Origin of the sequence: Pseudoalteromonas sp. B160, assembly GCF_037162485.1 — a bacterium.
Lineage (GTDB): Bacteria > Pseudomonadota > Gammaproteobacteria > Enterobacterales > Alteromonadaceae > Pseudoalteromonas > Pseudoalteromonas rhizosphaerae.
Genome location: NZ_JARLUX010000001.1, coordinates 1,841,408 through 1,861,758 on the forward strand (window position 1 = coordinate 1,841,408; position 20,351 = coordinate 1,861,758).

General features: G+C 41.9%; 11 protein-coding genes, 2 rRNA genes and 2 pseudogenes. 6 read left to right on the forward strand and 9 right to left on the reverse strand.

All coding sequences use genetic code 11. The annotated features are described in order from the left end of the window. Window positions 1-241: 241 nt before the first annotated feature. Window positions 242-3,127: ribosomal RNA gene (locus P4S61_RS08625) — 23S ribosomal RNA — on the forward strand. A 132-nt stretch (window positions 3,128-3,259) separates the two neighbouring features. Continuing rightward, window positions 3,260-3,374: ribosomal RNA gene (gene rrf / locus P4S61_RS08630) — 5S ribosomal RNA — on the forward strand. A 743-nt stretch (window positions 3,375-4,117) separates the two neighbouring features. Here rrf and P4S61_RS08635 read toward each other — a convergent pair. Both P4S61_RS08635 and P4S61_RS08640 read right to left on the reverse strand, forming a co-directional pair. Continuing rightward, window positions 4,118-5,389, reverse strand: coding sequence for a LysM peptidoglycan-binding domain-containing protein (locus P4S61_RS08635; RefSeq protein WP_182757849.1), 1,272 nt, complete (start codon window positions 5,387-5,389; stop codon window positions 4,118-4,120). 66 nt (window positions 5,390-5,455) lie between these two features. Then, window positions 5,456-6,318, reverse strand: a pseudogene (locus P4S61_RS08640) (LytR/AlgR family response regulator transcription factor). 182 nt (window positions 6,319-6,500) lie between these two features. On the opposite strand from P4S61_RS08640, the gene P4S61_RS08645 reads away from it, so the two are divergent. Further along, complete coding sequence (locus P4S61_RS08645; RefSeq protein ID WP_337118126.1) at window positions 6,501-7,772, forward strand: acyltransferase; 1,272 nt, start codon at window positions 6,501-6,503, stop codon at window positions 7,770-7,772. A 6-nt stretch (window positions 7,773-7,778) separates the two neighbouring features. Here P4S61_RS08645 and P4S61_RS08650 read toward each other — a convergent pair whose 3' ends face one another. Beyond that, window positions 7,779-9,095: a sensor histidine kinase gene (locus tag P4S61_RS08650; RefSeq protein WP_182757851.1), complete on the reverse strand. Its 1,317-nt coding sequence runs from the start codon at window positions 9,093-9,095 to the stop codon at window positions 7,779-7,781. Between the two features lie 2 nt (window positions 9,096-9,097). After that, a pseudogene (locus P4S61_RS08655) lies at window positions 9,098-10,494 on the reverse strand (sigma-54-dependent transcriptional regulator). A gap of 225 nt (window positions 10,495-10,719) precedes the next feature. On the opposite strand from P4S61_RS08655, the gene P4S61_RS08660 reads away from it, so the two are divergent. The 3 genes from P4S61_RS08660 to P4S61_RS08670 are packed head-to-tail and all read left to right on the forward strand — an operon-like array spanning window position 10,720 to window position 15,087. Next, window positions 10,720-11,973, forward strand: a complete 1,254-nt coding sequence (locus tag P4S61_RS08660) for an efflux RND transporter periplasmic adaptor subunit (protein ID WP_145240132.1) — start codon at window positions 10,720-10,722, stop codon at window positions 11,971-11,973. A gap of 11 nt (window positions 11,974-11,984) precedes the next feature. Then, window positions 11,985-12,689 (forward strand): ABC transporter ATP-binding protein, encoded by a 705-nt coding sequence (locus P4S61_RS08665; RefSeq protein ID WP_337118127.1) that lies wholly within the window; start codon window positions 11,985-11,987, stop codon window positions 12,687-12,689. Between the two features lies 1 nt (window position 12,690). Next, on the forward strand, window positions 12,691-15,087 hold the full coding sequence (locus P4S61_RS08670) for an ABC transporter permease (RefSeq protein WP_337118128.1): 2,397 nt from the start codon (window positions 12,691-12,693) through the stop codon (window positions 15,085-15,087). A gap of 67 nt (window positions 15,088-15,154) precedes the next feature. Here the strand turns inward: P4S61_RS08670 and P4S61_RS08675 are convergent, their stop codons facing one another. The 5 genes from P4S61_RS08675 to P4S61_RS08695 all read right to left on the reverse strand — a co-directional run bounded on the left by P4S61_RS08675 (window position 15,155) and on the right by P4S61_RS08695 (window position 20,206). Continuing rightward, window positions 15,155-15,691, reverse strand: coding sequence for a sugar O-acetyltransferase (locus P4S61_RS08675; protein WP_337118129.1), 537 nt, complete (start codon window positions 15,689-15,691; stop codon window positions 15,155-15,157). A gap of 156 nt (window positions 15,692-15,847) precedes the next feature. Beyond that, window positions 15,848-16,369, reverse strand: a complete 522-nt coding sequence (locus P4S61_RS08680; RefSeq protein WP_337118130.1) for an FtsX-like permease family protein — start codon at window positions 16,367-16,369, stop codon at window positions 15,848-15,850. Window positions 16,370-16,467: 98 nt separating this feature from the next. Then, window positions 16,468-18,240: an ABC transporter permease gene (locus P4S61_RS08685; protein WP_337118131.1), complete on the reverse strand. Its 1,773-nt coding sequence runs from the start codon at window positions 18,238-18,240 to the stop codon at window positions 16,468-16,470. After that, complete coding sequence (locus P4S61_RS08690) at window positions 18,234-18,968, reverse strand: ABC transporter ATP-binding protein (protein WP_149982302.1); 735 nt, start codon at window positions 18,966-18,968, stop codon at window positions 18,234-18,236. Before P4S61_RS08690 ends, P4S61_RS08685 begins: the two co-directional genes overlap by 7 nt. Window positions 18,969-18,979: 11 nt before the next feature. Continuing rightward, on the reverse strand, window positions 18,980-20,206 hold the full coding sequence (locus P4S61_RS08695; protein WP_337118132.1) for an efflux RND transporter periplasmic adaptor subunit: 1,227 nt from the start codon (window positions 20,204-20,206) through the stop codon (window positions 18,980-18,982). Between the last annotated feature and the right edge of the window lie 145 nt (window positions 20,207-20,351).

Sequence of the window (20,351 nt, forward strand, 5' to 3'; positions counted from 1 at the left end):
CGTATCCCTTTGGGATAACTAATTAATATGCTCTTTAAAAATTTGGAAAAGCTGATAATAAAATTCGTATAAATACAGTGTATTTGTACAGAGTTTTCAAAAGTAAAAAAGAATGATAGCAGTATCATTCAGTGCCATTTAATGAACGTTTACGTTTGTTGATTGGTATCTACTTTAGTATTCAATATTAACTTCTGGCGAAGTTAAACTGTCACGAAACAAAGACCCGTTTGGGTTGTATGGTTAAGTGACTAAGCGTACACGGTGGATGCCTTGGCAGTTGGAGGCGATGAAGGACGTATTAACTTGCGATAAGCCTAGTCAAGCTAGTAAAAAGCACTTGAGACTAGGATTTCCGAATGGGGAAACCCACCTGCTTGCAGGTATCGTTAACTGAATACATAGGTTAACGAGGCGAACGCGGAGAACTGAAACATCTAAGTACCCGTAGGAAAAGAAATCAACCGAGATTCCGAAAGTAGCGGCGAGCGAAATCGGAACAGCCCTTAAGCTTAATTGGTGTTAATGGAAGGCTCTGGAAAGTGCCACGATACAGGGTGATAGTCCCGTACATGAAAATCCCTTTTAAGTGAAATCGAGTAGGTCGGAGCACGTGAAACTTTGACTGAATATAGGTGGACCATCATCTAAGGCTAAATACTCCCAACTGACCGATAGTGAACCAGTACCGTGAGGGAAAGGCGAAAAGAACCCCTGTGAGGGGAGTGAAATAGAACCTGAAACCGTGTACGTACAAGCAGTAGGAGCCCACTTGTTGGGTGACTGCGTACCTTTTGTATAATGGGTCAGCGACTTATATTTTGTAGCGAGGTTAACCGAATAGGGTAGCCGTAGGGAAACCGAGTCTTAACTGGGCGACTAGTTGCAAGGTATAGACCCGAAACCCGGTGATCTAGCCATGGGCAGGTTGAAGGTTGAGTAACATCAACTGGAGGACCGAACCCACTAACGTTGAAAAGTTAGGGGATGACCTGTGGCTAGGAGTGAAAGGCTAATCAAACCGGAGATAGCTGGTTCTCCCCGAAATCTATTTAGGTAGAGCCTCGGACGAATACTTACGGGGGTAGAGCACTGTTAAGGCTAGGGGGTCATCCCGACTTACCAACCCTTTGCAAACTCCGAATACCGTAAAGTAATATCCGGGAGACACACGGCGGGTGCTAACGTCCGTCGTGAAGAGGGAAACAACCCAGACCGCCAGCTAAGGTCCCAAAGTCATAGTTAAGTGGGAAACGATGTGGAAAGGCCCAGACAGCCAGGAGGTTGGCTTAGAAGCAGCCATCCTTTAAAGAAAGCGTAATAGCTCACTGGTCGAGTCGGTCTGCGCGGAAGATGTAACGGGGCTAAACTATGCACCGAAGCTGCGGATTCAGAATTTATTCTGAGTGGTAGGGGAGCGTTCTGTAAGCGGTTGAAGGTGTACCGGGAGGTATGCTGGACGTATCAGAAGTGCGAATGCTGACATGAGTAACGATAATGCGGGTGAAAAACCCGCACGCCGGAAGACCAAGGGTTCCTATCCCATGTTAATCAGGGTAGGGTAAGTCGACCCCTAAGGCGAGGCCGAAAGGCGTAGTCGATGGGAAACGGATTAATATTTCCGTACTTGGTATAATTGCGATGGGGGGACGGAGCAGGCTAAGCAAGCATGGCGTTGGTAGTCCATGTGAAAGTGAGTAGGCTAGTGACTTAGGTAAATCCGGGTTGCTGTTAGGCTGAGACACGAGACGAGTCACTAAGGTGATGAAGTTGCTGATGCCATACTTCCAGGAAAAGCCTCTAAGCTTCAGATTATACCGAATCGTACCCCAAACCGACACAGGTGGTCAGGTAGAGAATACTAAGGCGCTTGAGAGAACTCGGGTGAAGGAACTAGGCAAAATCGTACCGTAACTTCGGGAGAAGGTACGCTCCGATTGGTGATGAGACTTGCTCTCTAAGCTGATTGGAGCCGCAGTGACCAGGTGGCTGGGACTGTTTATTAAAAACACAGCACTGTGCAAAATCGCAAGATGACGTATACGGTGTGACACCTGCCCGGTGCCGGAAGGTTAATTGATGGGGTTATCTTCGGAGAAGCTCTTGATCGAAGCCCCGGTAAACGGCGGCCGTAACTATAACGGTCCTAAGGTAGCGAAATTCCTTGTCGGGTAAGTTCCGACCTGCACGAATGGTGTAACCATGGCCACGCTGTCTCCACCCGAGACTCAGTGAAATTGAAATCGCAGTGAAGATGCTGTGTACCCGCGGCTAGACGGAAAGACCCCGTGAACCTTTACTACAGCTTGGCACTGAACATTGAACCTACATGTGTAGGATAGGTGGGAGACTTAGAAGCAGAGACGCTAGTTTTTGTGGAGTCGTCCTTGAAATACCACCCTTGTAGTTTTGATGTTCTAACGTTGGCCCCTGAATCGGGGTTACGGACAGTGCCTGGTGGGTAGTTTGACTGGGGCGGTCTCCTCCCAAAGAGTAACGGAGGAGCACGAAGGTTGGCTAAGTACGGTCGGACATCGTACGGTTAGTGTAATGGTAGAAGCCAGCTTAACTGCGAGACAGACACGTCGAGCAGGTACGAAAGTAGGTCATAGTGATCCGGTGGTTCTGAATGGAAGGGCCATCGCTCAACGGATAAAAGGTACTCCGGGGATAACAGGCTGATACCGCCCAAGAGTTCATATCGACGGCGGTGTTTGGCACCTCGATGTCGGCTCATCACATCCTGGGGCTGAAGTCGGTCCCAAGGGTATGGCTGTTCGCCATTTAAAGTGGTACGCGAGCTGGGTTTAGAACGTCGTGAGACAGTTCGGTCCCTATCTGCCGTGGGCGTTTGAGAATTGAGAGGGGTTGCTCCTAGTACGAGAGGACCGGAGTGAACGAACCGCTGGTGTTCGGGTTGTCATGCCAATGGCATTGCCCGGTAGCTACGTTCGGAACTGATAAGCGCTGAAAGCATCTAAGCGCGAAGCAGGCCTCGAGATGAGTTCTCACTAGAGCTATAAGCTCTCTGAAGGGCCGTTGAAGACTACAACGTTGATAGGCAAGATGTGGAAGCATAGTGATATGTTAAGCTAACTTGTACTAATTACCCGTGAGGCTTAACCATACAACGCCAAACGCGTTTTATGTGATAGTTGATAGCGCAAGAAGTTAATAGACTAAAGTAGATTTACTGAAAACTTTTATTATCAGAATTCCAAATTTTAGTTAATTGCTAACGCGATTAACACCAAATTTGCTTGGTAACAATAGCGTTTTGGACCCACCTGACCCCATGCCGAACTCAGTAGTGAAACGAAACAGCGCCGATGATAGTGTAGCATTTGCTATGTGAAAGTAGGACATTGCCAGGCTCCAAATTGAGAAAGCCGCTTCAGAAATGAAGCGGCTTTTTTACGTCTGGCATAAAGTAAAAATAAAGGTTCGAGGTGAAAGGTAAAAGGCATCAGGTAAAAGGAAAAGAATAAGCGCCTAATGCCGACCTATACATTTGCTATGTGGCTCTCTACCGCTGTGGGCACTATGACATCACCAAGCTCCAAATTGAGAAAGCCGCTTCAGAAATGAAGCGGCTTTTTTACGTCTGGAATAAAATGAAAACACCAAGCCAAGACCCCATGGTGAACTCAGTAGTGGCCGTTCTTGCAATCCCTATGCTCCACGGCATGTGTATCCCTATTTATCAAACAAACGCTCCTTCACATCCCAGGGAATCTACCTTTAGAGCAATTTGAGTATGGATACTTATACCAATCGACTTAAATATTTAACCATTCTAGCGAGCTAAATAAAGCGCTAACTGCGTTATAATTTTTTCAAGTAGAACAACTATATGTCAAAATTTACGCCTAGTTATCACTGTATTTATCTGTCGCTATAAATGGTCAGTAACTTAACACGATTGGTATTTGTGGTACTGAGTTTGATTATGATGCTGACCCGCACAGTAAATTGGTACCACACTAAATCACAAGCTGATGATTAATCACTGTTTGCAGAGGGCTGCATGATTGCAGCCCTTTAATTATTCAGGCCTAACACAGTTAGCATTGCATATAGCCGCTGAAGATAGGCTTATTATCCAGCGTTCATGTTATTAACTTGCTGATAAAAATACGGTTAGCTTATCGCCTACTTTTAAGCGATCGCTTGAAAGGCTGTTCCATTGTTTTAGCTTAGTGATGCTGACTTTGTAATGGTTGGCTATTTTCCACAAGCTTTCGCCAGATTTAACCTTATGCTCTATTTGCGTATCGGCTAACTGCGGTAGCACTAATTTTTGACCAATACGTATGGTACTATTTTTCAAATTATTAAATGCTTTTAGTTGGCTTAAAGTTACTTTGTAGCGCTTAGCGATCACGCTCAAACTATCGCCACGCTTAACTGTATAATGTTGCCATTGGCTGTAGTCGTTAGAATCTTGATCAGCAATCATAGTCTCAAATTGCTTTTGCTCACTAGCAGGAACGACGAGATGCGGTGCATCAATAATCGCCGGAAAGCGAATGACCCCGTAGTTTAAGGGCTCTAACTGTTGCCATTGGGCTTTATTATCTAAAATAACTGAGCCAGAAATGGCTATTTTGGCAATTGCATCTTTATTTGCTATTGCAGGGAACGCCATTTTTTGGCTTTTTAATAATTGTGCCGCAGCAAGTAGTTTAGGTACATACTGACTGGTTTGCTGAGGGAGTTTTAAACTGAAAAAGTCAGTTGGTTTACCTTGCTTTTTATTGTTGCTGATCGCTCTAAGTACACGGCCTTCACCTAAGTTATAGGCTGCTATAGCGTGATACCAATCACCATCAAAGCGTTTGTATAAGTACTCCATAAAATCCAGAGCAGCGCGGGTACTGTCGATCACATCTTGGCGGCCATCGTACCAAGGGCTAATTTTTACCTTAAAGTACTTAGCAATGGCAGGCGTTAATTGCCAAAGCCCAGATGCATGCTTGTGCGAATAGGCACTGGCATCAAAGTCACTTTCAATTAGCGGCATTAACGCTAATTCTATGGGTAAGTTCCGTTTTTCAACCTCTGTGACAATATAATAAAGGTAAGGCTCAGCACGGCGACTAATTTCATCCATATAGTTTGGGTGAGATAAATACCATGCAATGCGTTGTTGCACATCTGGGTGGCTAGAATTGGAAAATGTAAGCTGCGCTCGGATGCGTTGCCACACATCATCGAGTTCCTGAGGACTTAAGGGAGCTATTTGCTCAATATTTTCGTTTTGTTCTTTAACAACAATATTTGGGTTAGCCTTAATATCAGGTTGTGAAGATGGTTTTTCGGGTGTGGTTTCACAACCGGATAAAATAACAATCAATGGCAGAATGCGGATAAATCGATTTAAAGACACGTACTAAACTACTCCGAAAATATAAATGCGGTTAACTTAAATCAGGCTAGCTTAACATAGCGTGAGTTAAGAATGACTTGTAGTTGAATTTAACTGTCCCTTAAATTGCTCTTTATAGCGACGCGATAAGTTAAGTACTTTGCCGGTTGTAAGTTTTACTTCACTGTCTCCGCTCGGTAGTGGCGTGATTGATTCAATCGCATCTAACCGAACGCCATGGGAGCGATGAATACGGCAAAACCCTTGCGGTTCTAACTGAGTTATAAGTTGGCTCATAGTTGCACGTAACGGGTAAATTCTTGCATCAATATGTAGATTTACATAATTACCGCTAGATTCAAGCCAGTCTATTTGTGCTACGCGGACAATAAATTCTTTTCCCAGTTTTTTTACCAGTAGTCTATCGAAATTTAAATTTTCAGGCGTATCTTCGCCTTGTCTGATCGGTGCTGCTTCACCACTTAATTGGCTCACTACATATTGATAGGTTTTAATAACAGCAATTAAAAATAAGAACCCCCACAAGTCTTTGCGGTATTCATAAAGTAATTCAAACCAGACCAAACCAAAGTCATAATACATGCCTTGTACGGTGTAAATGAGCTTGCGAATGGTGACCATAATGCCAATATGCAATAACGAAAAAGCAATGCTTGCCAGCAGATATAGCAGTAATGAGCGGGGGATTTTTTGCCAATTAAAAGGCTGGGTTTTAATAGCCTAACTAAAGCGGGAAACAACAACAAGGTGCCAATAGCGCTGGAATATTCCCATACAAACGGCTCCCAGATCATAAATGGGAGTTCGCCATCTCGCTGGGCTTCCATAATGTTTGAGCTGGCATTTATAGTATTGTTGATAAAAATATAACTAGATAAAAATAATGCCGCATACCATCTCTGGTAGCGCTGAAAATGCGTTAAGGAGATCATTATTATTGTTACTCTTTAAAAGACCATAATTAGACTAGCAAGATAGTGATAGATCACCAAACTTATCATCCCTGATATCCACCGTTTATCCCTACTGACTGTTTTATCAGCCTTTTCTGATTGCTTAACGCAGATTGTTGTTCATATTTGTTATTAATTAGTCGTAAGCTAAATCTACCATGAAACTTAAAATAGTAATTAAAAACACAACACGTACGCTATTACAGCCATGGCTAAATGTATTTAATCAGCATGATGAACTGCCAAAGCGCCGTTATGATCTTGATTGGCTACGAGGTGATTGCGTTTGGTTTATTAATTTTTATCACACCGGCATGTTATACAGCCAAAACTGGGGATTTCATTTTAAAAGCCAGTATTTGTCTAGCAGTGTTGAAAATGTCATATTGTTACTGTCACCGTGGCGAATGGGACTAATCTGGTTTATTTCAGGAGTAGCGCTGCGCTTTATTATTGCGCGCTTTAGTTTAGATATGTTTTTAATTACGCGCAGTGTAAAAATATTACTGCCTTTATTGTTTGGCATTTGGTTTATAGTGCCGATTCAGCTTTATGCGCAAATGAGCCAAGAGGTTGGTTTAGCTATGAGCTTTTGGCAGTTCTACCAGCAGTTCTTTGATTTAACTAACCCTTTATTTAATCACTACCAAGCAGGTATTTGGCCACATGTTGATGTAAACCATCTTTGGTACTTGCGTTCGTTATGGCAATTTACTTTATTGCTGGTGTTAATGATACCGCTGCTTCATCATGCTACTGTGCAAGCAATAATGACGCGTTTATGTGAGCGATCGTTAGTTATTGTTTTTATTGTATTGCTATTGCCGCTGTGTATTTTAAAACTGAGCTGGCCGAGTGATACATTCCGATACCCCATGGGCGCGTTGTTTTTACTTTACGGTTACTTGCTTGCTTGGCAGCCTGCATTTTACAGCCAACTGCTACGTCACTGGCAGGCGTTATTAGTGGTATTCATTTTAGGTTATTTAGTTGTCGTGCTGGGTTATCACATGATTTGGCAAAACCCAGCTACGAGCCAATGGCAAATTACCAGCATGGATATGCTGTATACCGCGCAACGATTAGTGGGTGTGATGTTAATGCTGGCATTAGCAAAACGCTTTTTGAATCACGAACACCCTAAATTAGCGTTATTAAACTCAGCCGTATTTCCGTTTTATCTATTACATCAAAGTGTAATTATTGGCCTTGCCTTTTATTTGTCGAAGCTGCAATTAGGTGGCTTTGTAGAGCCATTACTTATACTCAGCCTCACTTTCATTATTTGTTGGTTGGTGTTTATTGGTGCGCGTCGTATCGATCTATTAAGCCCATTTATAGGGATTAAAGTCACAGGTAAATATAAAGCATGGCAAGTTAAAGCGGGCTTTTGCTACGGAGCTTATATTGGTAAGCCCACTGATCTTTAAGTTAATTTAACCAAACACACATCTAAAGCATGCGCCTTGTGGTTTTGGTACATAAATTAAATCACCGCCGTGGTTGAGCATAATTTGCCTTGATAGGCTCAAGCCAATACCTGATCCTTGTTGTTTAGTGGTAAAAAATGGTACGAAGATCATATCCACCACATGTTCGCTGATGCCTGGGCCATTATCGCTCACTTCAACATAGAGTTGTTGGCTGGCGTTTTGTGCCAAGCTGAGCTTGATGTTTGGCTGAGCGGGGCTTTGCGCGTTATATTTTTTGTTGCTGCTTAGCACTTCAAATGCGTTCTTTATAAGATTTACTAATACTTGCTCTATTTGACTACTGTCTAGCATCACTAATTGCTGGCTTTTAATTGTAAGTTCTATATTGATTTGCAGCTCACGCGACTGTTGTTGATGCAAGGTGACAATACGCGCTAGCATATCGGCTAAATTTTCAGGCGCTAAATTAGGTTTAGGTAAGCTGCTAACTTGGCGAAAACGAGCAATAAAGTCGCCTAAATGTGCCGTTCTTGATGCTAAGGTGCTTAGTGCAAGCTGTAAGTCTTGTTTATCTTCAATATCAATAAAACACAGTTCTTGTGGCAGTAAATTGCTGCACGTATCAGCTAACGATGAAAGCGGGGTAATAGAGTTGGCAATTTCGTGCGTAAGTACTTTAGTTAGGCGTTTATACGCTTGTTGTTCTTTGAGTTGTAACTGGTCGTGAATTGACTGTAAGCTCACTACGCGACGCACTTTACCTTGTATTTCAGCGATACTGAGTTGGATAGAAAGCGTGTCGTGCTGCTCGCCATTTTGCCAATAGGTGGTGCTGCGCATATTGTTCTTGGCGTTCAAAATTAGTTCACCAACAGCGCCTAATTCTCGTAGATGCTGGAAGCTTTTACCCAGTAGTTTGCTGACTGCTGGGTTTGATTCAATCACTTTGCCGTTGTCGTCACATACCATAACCGCTAAATCAACATGAATAAGCAGTGCTTGCAAAAACTGCGCTTGTTGTTCGGCATTAAAGCGTGCTGTTTGCATTTGCGTTTTTACTTGCTCAAATTGTTGGCGCATTGGATGTTGTTGGCCAAGACCTAAGGTGCTGTCGCCATTGGCTAAGGCGCGGATCACCATTTCTGCTTGTTTTTGTTGGCGCTTAAAGAGCGTAAAAATATGCGTTATCAAGGCCGCAGTGACTAATATAATTAACAGCGAAGTTGCTGAAAGCCCATTATTTTGTAATAGATAACTAACGAGTGCGCTGGCGCTAATAAGTGCCACAATATTAATAGTTAATAATAAATGAGGGCGCATTGTTATAGCCCATACTTTTCAAGACGGCGATACATAGCACCACGCGTTAACCCTAAGGCTTTGGCCGCATGGCTAACATTACCTTGGTAATGTGTTAGCGCTGCACGCACAGTGCGCTGCTCGAGTATCTCAAGATCAAAGGTGTCGTATGCCTCGTTGTCATTGGTGGTTGTATGATTAGTAGCACCAGCACTACCAATCACTGAGCTAACATCAAGATTATTGCCATCACTTAAAATAACAGCCCGCTCAATAGCATGAGCAAGCTCGCGGACATTGCCTGGCCATGCATATTGACAAAGTAAGCTCATATCATGTGTTTTTATGGTTAAGTTGCGCTTGTACTTTTGTGCGAAATGATTGAGGTAATAATCTGCTAGCATTGGGATGTCATCACTGCGTTCACGTAAAGCCGGTAAGCGAATTTCAACGGTGTTTATTCGGTATAACAAATCTTGGCGAAAACGCCCCTCGGCGACAGCTTGATCAAGATTGTCGTTAGTGGCACAAATTAGGCGGATATCAATATCAACTGCTTTACTGCCGCCAACAGGTGTAATTTTGCGGTTTTGTAATGCGGCAAGCAGTTTAGCTTGATGCTCTAAGGGTAAATTACCCAGCTCATCTAAAAATAAACTACCGCCTTGGGCGAGCTCAAATTTACCAATTCGATCGCTTTTGGCATCGGTAAATGCGCCTTTTTTATGGCCGAATAGCTCACTTTCAAATAGGTTTTGTGCCACAGCACCCATGTCTAAACTCATAAAGGTTTGATTATGGCGCATACTTGCTTGATGAATGGCATGCGCGGTGAGTTCTTTACCTGTGCCGCTTTCGCCGGTGATCAGTATATTGGCATCAGTTTGTGCGGCTTTTTCAATGGTGGTGAATACCTGCTGCATAGCGGCGCTTTGACCTAAAAACTCAAATGGCTGATTATTGAGTACTTGATTAAGGCCGTCCTTTTGACGGGTAAGCTTACCCACTTGCTGTTTGTCTTTGGCATGTGAAAAAGCCGCCGCCACAGCGCCAAGTAGTTGCTCGTTTTGCCAAGGTTTAGCAATAAAATCAGATGCGCCGGCTTTAATAGCATCCACCGCGAGTTGAATGTCGCCGTAGGCGGTCATTAACAAAACAACGATATTAGCGTCTTGCTCGATGATTTTTTTAGCCAATAAAAACCTTCTTTGCCGCTTATTGAGTCTTGGGTAAAGTTCATGTCGAGTAAGATCACATCAATTGGCTGATCAGCTTTGCGTTGCTCGTTAATGATGCCTGCAATATCAAATGGGTTGTCAGTAGCTTTAACGCTTTGATAGTGCTGTTTTAGCAGTAGTCGCGCGGCAATGAGAATATCAGGGTTGTCATCAACAATTAAAAGCGAGCCTGTGTGTTTCATGATTTTTATTTTTATAGAGTTTTATTTAGCCTAAAACAAAAAAGGAACAGTGTCCATAAATGGACGTTTATAAAATAAAAAAGTGTTCTATTAACGGACACTACAAACATAATAATAATTTCATTTAATTATAAGGTATTGAATTTTAATATTAAATAAAGTTGGCACAGCGTTTGTAATAACTATCGGTAATTAGTTTATTAAACCTGTATCAAGGTGGCCAACATGGATAAGAAAATAGAACGCTCATTTACTCAAAAGTATTTAAAGAAATTCACCTTTGCAGCATTGGCATTGGGTGTTGCTGCCGCTGCGTATGGGTTTACACAAACAGGTAATACAGGTCGTAGCCAGAATATTGAGCGCAGTAGCTTAACCGTTAGCACGGTGAAACAAGGTGCATTTAAAGATGCCTTAAGCTTACGCGGTCAAGTGGTGCCAAAAACCAGTATTTACCTTGATACCATCGCCGGTGGGCAAGTTGAGGAGCGTTTAGTTGAGCAAGGCGAATATGTTGAGAAAGGCCAACCACTAGTGCGTTTGAGCAATACCAACTTACAACTTGATGTAATGAGCCGCGAAGCACAAGTAACTGAACAGCTTAATTTTTTACGTAATACGCAAATGACCATGGAAACCAGCCGGTTAAACCTACGCCGTGACTTATTGGAAGTCGAACTAAAGATCACAAACCTTACCCGTCGTTTAAAGCAAACTAAACCTTTAGTTAAAAGTGGCGTATTAGCGCAGGATCAACTTGCAGAGTTAGAAGAAGATTTAAATTATTACCGAGCTCGTAAAGAGCTCTCTATTGAGCGCCAAAAGCAAGAAAACTCAATCCGTGAGGTGCAAGTCGCACAGCTTTCAGACAGCGCTAAAATGCTTGAAAAAAACCTGCAGTTTGCGCGTCGAAATCTCGACAATTTATTAATCAAAGCGCCTGTTTCAGGCTACCTAAGCGAGCTTGATGTGGAAATTGGTGAATCTAAAAACAGTGGCGCGCGATTAGGCCAAATTGATATTCCAAATGAATATAAATTAGTGGTCCGCCTTGATGAGTTTTATTTAAACCAAGTACAGCGTGATATGACCGTGATGATTGAACTTGAAAGCGGCACAGTGAACGCCAAGGTGAGCAAAATTGATAGCCGCGTACAGCAGTCGCAATTTCAAATTGAAGTGGATTTACCAAATAACACCAAAAGCATTAAGCGCGGCCAAAGCATTGATATTGAGTTAATGCTAGGGGATGACAAAAACAATGCCTTACTGCTTAAACGTGGCGCCTTTTTCACCAACTCGGGCGGTAACTGGGTTTATGTTATTGAGCAAGGTGGTGATAAAGCAGTGCGTCGTGATATTCGCTTAGGCAAAAAGAATCAAAACTATTTTGAAGTGCTTGAAGGGCTCAATGCTGGGGATCAAGTGATTACCTCAAGCTACAGCAACTTTGATAAAGCACAGCAATTACAATTTTAAGGAAAATAACAATGATCAAACTAACTAATTTAAGCCGTATGTTTCGTACTCAAGATGTTGAAACAACAGCGCTAAGCAATATTAACTTAACCGTAACCGAAGGCGATTTTTTAGCGATTATGGGGCCCTCTGGCTGTGGTAAATCAACTTTGCTGTCTATTTTAGGTATGTTGGATTCACCAAGTGCAGGTAGCTTTGAATTTGCTGGAACAGACATCGCAGGCTATAGCGAAAAGCAGTTAGCAGAGCTGCGTAAAGCCTCAATAGGGTTTGTATTTCAAAGCTTTAACTTGATTGATGAGTTAACAGTATTTGAGAATGTAGAGCTGCCATTGCAGTATCAAAAAATAAGCAAAAGCGAGCGCAAAGATCGCGTTGAAGCCATTTTAAAACGCGTAGGTATTGATCACCGAGGCGAGCATTTACCACAGCAACTGTCAGGTGGTCAGCAGCAGCGGGTAGCCGTTGCGCGTGCATTAGTGATTAACCCTAAACTTATTTTAGCCGATGAGCCAACTGGTAACCTCGATTCTAAAAACGGTGATGAAGTGATGGCCATGCTACGCGAATTAAACCGTGAAGGCACCACGGTAATTATGGTGACTCACTCAGAAAAAGAAGGTGCCTATGCTGACCGCCTAGTACGCTTACTAGATGGCCAAGTGATGCTTGATAAGGCGAATGTTGTACAGCAAGCCGTTGTTGAGGTTGCTTAATATGTTTATTAATTATTTAGTCACTGCTTTAAGATCATTCAAGCAACAAAAACAGCACTTTATCCTAAACCTTTTAGGGTTAAGTATTGGCTTAGCTGCGGCTATTTTAGTGGCACTATTTGCACAAAACGAGCTATCGTACGATAGTCAGCAGCCTCACGCTGAACGTGTTTACCGTGTAGGCCAAGATTTCTCAAAGTTGGGCTTATCAGTCATTCCTATTTTTAATTATTCTCAAGCGGCAAAAGCCACTGAATATAGTCAAGTTGAAGAAGTGTTTGGTTTGACGATGGTATCGCTGACTCGAGAAGCTATGGTTGACGTGCAGTATCGGGATCAGGGTTTTAAACTTAATGACTTGTATGGGGCAACGCCAAATATTGAGAACTTTATCAATATAAACACATTGGCTGGTGATTTAAAAAATGCAATGAGTACACCTGAGAGCTTGGCTCTTAGTGAATCTGAAGCACTACGTATTTTCGGTACAATAAATGTTATTGGTAACACGCTACAGCACGAACAAGGGCAATATACTGTACGGGCGGTGTTTGCAGATTTACCAAGCAATACTCACTTTGCATTTAAAAACCTCGTTTATGTAAAACATGATCCAAATAACCTGATGATTAATAGTAGCTATGTTTATATGCGCTTGGCGCCACAGGCCGATCCAAAAGCACTCGCTGATACACTGTCTAAACAGTACTTCAATGGGCAAATGGCGGGTCAAATTGCCATTGAGTTACACCCATTACTAGACTTACATTTAACAGCAAAATCGCCATTTGAAATGAAAGCAGGCGGCGCAAAGCAAGTTGTAACGATTTGTGCAGGGTTGAGCGTGTTACTTATTTTGATTGCTGGCTTTAACTTTATCAATATGACAGTAGCACAGTCTGCAAAGCGCGCTAAAGAAGTGGGTGTGCGTAAGGCACTTGGTGCAAGTAAGCTGCAGTTAGTAACACAGTTTTTGGCTGAATCTACTTTGGTTGCTCTATTGTCGATGATTATTGCCTGTGTGTTAGTGGAATTGTTATTGCCAAGCTTTAACCAGCTGGTCGATCGTGAACTGATAGTGAATTATTTTTCAGCCTTTGGTTTGAGCATTATGGCTGTCGTTATTGCTGTAGGCATACTTGCAGGTTTGTACCTGGCATTGTTTATCTCATCATTTAGCGCAAAACGAGTGTTAAGTGGCGATTTACAGCGCGGTAATACGGCCATTTGGGTACGTAAATGTTTATTGACCTTGCAAGCTTCATTGGCAATCGGTTTGATCATTGCATCGGTTACGTTGTTAAAACAATTATCTCACTTACAAAATCTTCCTTTAGGCTATCAAACGCAGCAACGCTTAGTGGTTTCAGAGTTGCCTGTGCAGTCGGTATTTACGCAGCAGCCTAGCGCACTAATTAATCGCTTGACGGCTATAGATGGTGTAGAGCAAGCAACGATTATTGATACTCGTTTAACCGTTTCAATTAATAATACATTACAGCCTACTTGGCCCAATGGTGAATTTTCAGGTGGAATAACCCCTGTGATAGGTTCTGGTTTTGATGTAGTAAAAGGGCTAGGCCTTACGCTCATTGCTGGCAGAGACTTTAGCCGTGAGTTTTCCTCAGACTGGGCGACGCGAGCAAATGGGGTTACAACAGTAGGTACAATTATTACAGAAACCGTTGCCAAGCAGGCTGGTTATAGCAATGTGGCTGATATTGTTGGACAAACAATTAAAGACACGGGGCGTAATGTGGATATGCGAGTTGTTGGTGTTGTAAAAGATGTAAAGGTTGGTAATGCACAAGATGCGAATTCTAACATTATGTTTTTATGTGGCTTTAACTATTTAGCACCAGTATCTGAAGTGATTTTAACCGTGAACGTACAAAACCTCCCTGCTATAAAGCAAGCAGTGATCACAGCTTTAGCTGAAGTGTCTAATATTTATGAGCCAAAAATAAACCTGCTAGCTGAAAACTATAAAGCGGTATTAAAAGGTGATGAGCGTGTTTCTCTTGTCGTACTTATATTTACTGGCCTTGCAGTGTTCTTAACTTGCTTAGGTACTTTTGGTTTAGCTTCATTTTCCACGATTCGTCGCCAAAAAGAAGTCGCGGTACGCAAAGTCCTTGGCGCATCACGCATCAGCATTATGAACTTAATAGCAAAAGAGTTTTTGATTTTAGTTGCCGCAAGTATCGCAATCGCTTTTCCTCTAACTTATTGGCTGGTGGGCGATTGGTTAGCCAACTTTAATGAGCGTGTTGATCAAGCGCTGTGGGTTTATCTGGTTGCAGCTCTAAGTGTTGCTGCAATTACTTGGCTCACGGTTGCAAGCCTCGCCTTTAAAGCCGCCAGCACACGGCCATCGTTAACACTAAGATATGAGTAATAACGAGTAAATAACCCTACTTAAGGTCTATCAGAACACCGATAGACCTTTTTCTTGTTTAGGCCTCTTAAATATCTTTAATCTTAACAGCGGGGTTTCCTGCAACAACTGTATTCGCTGCCACATTTTTTGTTACTATCGACCCTGCGCCAATAACAGCATTATCGCCAATGGTAATAGCTGCTAAAATAATAACCCCCGCGCCAATCCAAACGTTATTGCCAATAGTAATCGGTGCTGCAAAGTTCTCTTTATTGAGTCGCTCGGCTGGATTGACTGCATGAGATACGGCCAATAGTTGAACGTTCGGGCCAATTAAACAATCACTGCCAATCGTAATTGCCCCCTCACTAATGGGGGCATCTAACACCGTACAATTAATGTTTATAAAAGTACGATCACCAATTTCAAATTGCGAGCCATAGTCACAGTGGAAGCCAGCCTCAATGATCACTCCTTCACCACACACTGTAAACAAACTCTTAATGCGTTTTAAATTTCCTTTGCTGGGACTTTTTGCAAACAAGCGACAAGTCTCATGGGCGACTTTGCGTTGCTCAATCAGTGGTTTTTCTAGGCTATTGAATCTAGTTAGATGAGTCATCGTTTTAGGGAGTTAATGAGTATGTATTGATAATAAAACAAAATTGACTGCTAACCAAACGGGATTACCCGTTGTGATCCAATGAAACCCGACTTTAAGCAAAATAAATTAAAGTCGGGTGATGTTTATAAATACTCGGCGACTGAGTATCATTTTTTACTCATTTCGTAATGCCTTTATTGGATCTTGTCGTAACGTTTGGTTGATCGGAAAAAAGCTGGCAAGTACTGATATCGCTAATAAACCCAGCCAAATGACCGTTGTTAACCACCAGTCTATAGGCAAGTCAACCCCAGGTAATGACATACAATAGCCTATAATTAAAAATGCCAACGAAAAGGCTAACACTAAGCTCATTATTATGGGTTGCATGAGTTCTAATAAGCTTTCTTTTAGTAACCTATAATTGTCAGCCCCCATAGAAAGTTTTACGCCTAAGCTATATCTGCGCACTTTAACTAAATAGCTAACAATACCGTTTATGCCAATACACACCATCAGCAGCGATGTTGATGCCAACACAATAGCCAGCCATGCTGCATTTAAGTGACGTTGCCTTTTTTCATCAAACATACTTGTTAAAGAGGCTATGTTATTAATGTCTAATCGTTGATCTACTTCTAATACTGCTTGTTGAATATGGGCAATTGCATTATTTTCATCTGCAACAGTAATCAAATATGTAAATTGTTGCCAACCAGGGTAATCTTTAGGTGTAAAAACTTCAAAGTCTTCACTTTCAGGGCTGCCCGGTACATAGGTGTTGCTGACAATACCTATGATTGAGTAATATCTTTATTATCAAAACTCACTTTACTGTTTAGTACTTCATTACTGTTTTTATTAAGTAAATCTGCAAGGCGTTGATTGATAATGATCGGTGGGTTTTCTAATTGTTCATCCCCTTTGGCAAAGCCATTACCCGTTATCGTTAAGTTAAGTTCAGTAAAGTAATTGGCAGTTACTAAGCTATTACGTGCTTGGGCAATATACTGTCCAGCTTCGTTATATATTTGATTGACATTAACCGTTTTTGGCAGCCTCATTTCGGATGACACAGCTAAGCTGCTCACATTATTAAGCGCCAGCAACCTATGGTTAATTGCTTTGTGTAAATTAATACGTTCGCCGGATTTATCGACATTACTATAGTTTATTGTTAATGAATATTTACCTTCTGTATCCAGTCCGTTATCTCTGAGTGCTTCCGAAAGTGTTACTAAAACTACGTGGCTAGCAGTGGTTAATACTAAAAACGAAAACAAAATTTGCAGACCAACAAGTAAATGGCTGGTGGCTGAACTCATTTGCTTGCCCGTGCCTTTACCGCTGCTTTGTAGGCTGCTCATTAAGTTTTGCTCTTTCACTACACTAAGTTCTATAAATGAATAGAGTGAGGCAATACTAATAATTAGAAAAGCTGAAAATAACAAAGTATTAAAGCTAAGAGAAAGCGTGTCTAAACGTTGAATGGCGTCAGCTGCTAGGTTTTGAATAACGATAAAGCCGATTTGAGTAAGTGTTAAAGCAAGTAACACTGCAATACTAATAAGTAAAATATTGTGTTTTAACGTTTCAATAATTAGTTGTTTTTTGCTTGCCCCAAATGCAAAGCTGATTGCAAGGGGGTTGATGCGCGTAATGGCTTTAGCGAGCTGCATACTAGAAAGGTTGATAAGTGCAATGAGCATTAATAAGCACACACCCAATAATAGCATTAATACAATTTTACCGCTGTCACCCCTAAGTGCATCATTAAATGCAATAACACGCGCATTGACAGTAAAATCTTTTAAAATATCAGCGGCATGTAACTGTGCACCTTTAAGTGATAAGTCAGCTAATTGTTCCGTGATCTCTTGCTCTGAGGCTGTGGGCTTAAATCTAACAACACTCTTATACGCGCCCATGAAACCGTTAGATGTTTTAGGGTTAAAAGCTTCGTCTGCATCAATAGGAAGCCATATTGCATCATTTATATTGCTATAAGTGGGTAATATAAGATCATCGGGGGCGACACCAACAACGGTAAAGCGACGTTGATTGAGCTGTATTTTTTTACCAACAATATTCGGGTCACCACTATAGTGGGTTTGCCAAGCGCGGTAGCCTAATACGACCGACATTTGCTGAGTACCGAGTGCTTCTGTTTTGTTAAATAACCGACCAAGTTTGGGTTGTACGCCGAGTAGATCAAATAAATTATGTGTGGCAAGTATTACGTCCACAGCAGGTCTTGTTGGTTTATCTAGTAGCTTGTAGTCAGTCCATCGATGGTAAGCAGCAACATCAGTAAAAACGGTATTTTCACTCTGTATGTAGCTCATTATTTTTGAGTTACTAGCGGGCCCTGAATAACCTTTAGAATTAATTGTGCCTTCAAGCAAATATAAGTTATCGCTCTGCTGATAAGGTAGTGGGGCGAAAAACACTAGATCAACCAAGCTAAATGAACTAAGCACCATGGACAGTGTAAGTGCCAGTGTAAAAACGGTGGTGAAATAGTATTGTTTGGCACGTTTAAAAGTATTGTAGGCAGTTTTTAACATGACTGAGCAACCTGTTCTACATTTGCAGGTGTGCTTGGCACGAGTTCATCGTTTTGGGCAACTACAGTACCGTCTCTTAACTGGATATTGCGCGTAGCCATATCGGCATAACGGGGATCATGGGTAACCAATACAATGGTGGTGCCTTGCTGATTAAGATCTTTTATTAACGCCATGATTGCATCGCCGTTTTTTGAGTCTAAGTTACCTGTGGGCTCATCGACCAGCATGATGCCAGAATCGCCAGCTAGTGCGCGTGCAATCGATACGCGTTGTTGTTGACCACCAGAAATTTGATTCGGATGTAAGTCAGCTTTATCAGCCAAACCTACTTTTTCTAGGCAATCTAACGCTCTTGCGTGACGTGAAGATAGCGAGTCTCCCCGATATTTTAATGGTAAAGCGACATTTTCAAGTACGGTCATTTCATCAATTAAGTTAAACGATTGAAACACAAAGCCAATGCGATTACCGCGTACTTTCGCACGTTGGTTTGAGTCCATATCAGAGACGAGTAAACCGTCAATGTAATATTCACCACTTTGAGGGGTGTCGAGCAGCCCCATAATGTTAAGGAGTGTTGACTTGCCGCAACCAGAAGGCCCAGAAATAGAAATAAACTCGCCGTCGTACACGGTAAAGCTAATCCCTTTTAAAATTTGACTGACTTGTTCGCCATTAGAAAAAGACTTGCTTAGGTTATTAACTCTTAAAATTTCAGTATTCATATTATTCTTCCTTAACCAGCAATTTTTATTGTTGTTGTTTCAGCGGGGATATCTAATGTAGAAATAATGACTTGTTCACCAGGCTCAAGTCCTGACAACACTTGGATGAGTTGGCCAGATGCTTTGCCGTATTGCACTTCAACTTTAACGGCTTTGTTATCCATTGTGAGTTTAAATAATGAGCCATAACTGCCTTCGCTTGCACCTGTTGGTTGTTTTATATAATTCACCTCTTTTTGTACATCGGCAAAAATAGTCGCATCTACTTGTTGCATGGGTTTCATGGTGTCTGATTCAGAAACCTCGAGCTCAATATCAATTTGTACAGCACCTTCGCTGATCACAGGATCTACACGCACTACTTGGCCGCGCACCTGGTCATTCAACGTGCTAATTTGGGCTGTCATACCTATTTGAATTAAATGAGCTTGAATTTGCGGTACTTTTATTTCACCAACTAGAGGGGAGAGGCTCCCTATTAGTGCCAGTTCAGAGCCTGCACTGACACTTTGCCCTAAACTTAAAGGCAAGCGTTGAATAACACCATTCATTCCCGCTTTAACTGAAAGTTGCTCTACCATTAATTTGGCGACATCAAACTCGTCTTGCGCTTGGGCTATTAAGTCATCTTGAATTGAAAGCGACTCTTTTTGCATCTGTGCTAATTTATCAAGCTTAGATTCTTCAAGGTTAATACGCTTTGATAGCTGTTTGGCTTCGAGCTCATTTTTCTTCGCGCTGATCCCCGATACAATACCTGATTTAGCCAGTGTACGTTCTGCTTCAACTTGCAGCATGGCTATTTCAGATTGTGCTTTTAGCTCTGACACGGTTGACTCGTTATTTAACAACTCACGCTGTTGCAGTAATACGGTTTGCCGTTTTTGGGTTTTGGCATTTTTAAGCTTTGCTAACGCCAAGCGGAGCTTACTTTCTAGCTCGGGGTTATTTAAAGTGAGGATCACAGTGTCATGGTTAACCACAGCACCCGCTTTTAGTTTTATTTCGTCAACCACCGCATTACTTGTAGCTGTGAGAAGCCGTTTATTGATTGATTGCAATGAGCCATAGCCATCAACCTTAATTGAAAAATCACCGCGCTCAACCTTCGCAATGGTGACAGAGTCTTTTGATATAACTTCGGCATTATCTGCAAAGCCTAATTGCCAGCCAGAGATAAGCATAATGACAGATAAACCTATCAACCCTTGATAGATTAGTTTGGATGTAAATTTCATAGTTATTCCTTTTTTAAACGAAAATACGGCAACGTATCAATTAGGCAATAATGTATTAATAATTTTACTGTAACCAAACTGTGACTATGTTTAAAATCAAGTAGTTAAGCTGTTGTGGTAATGATAGGTTGCGTAGGTTATGATT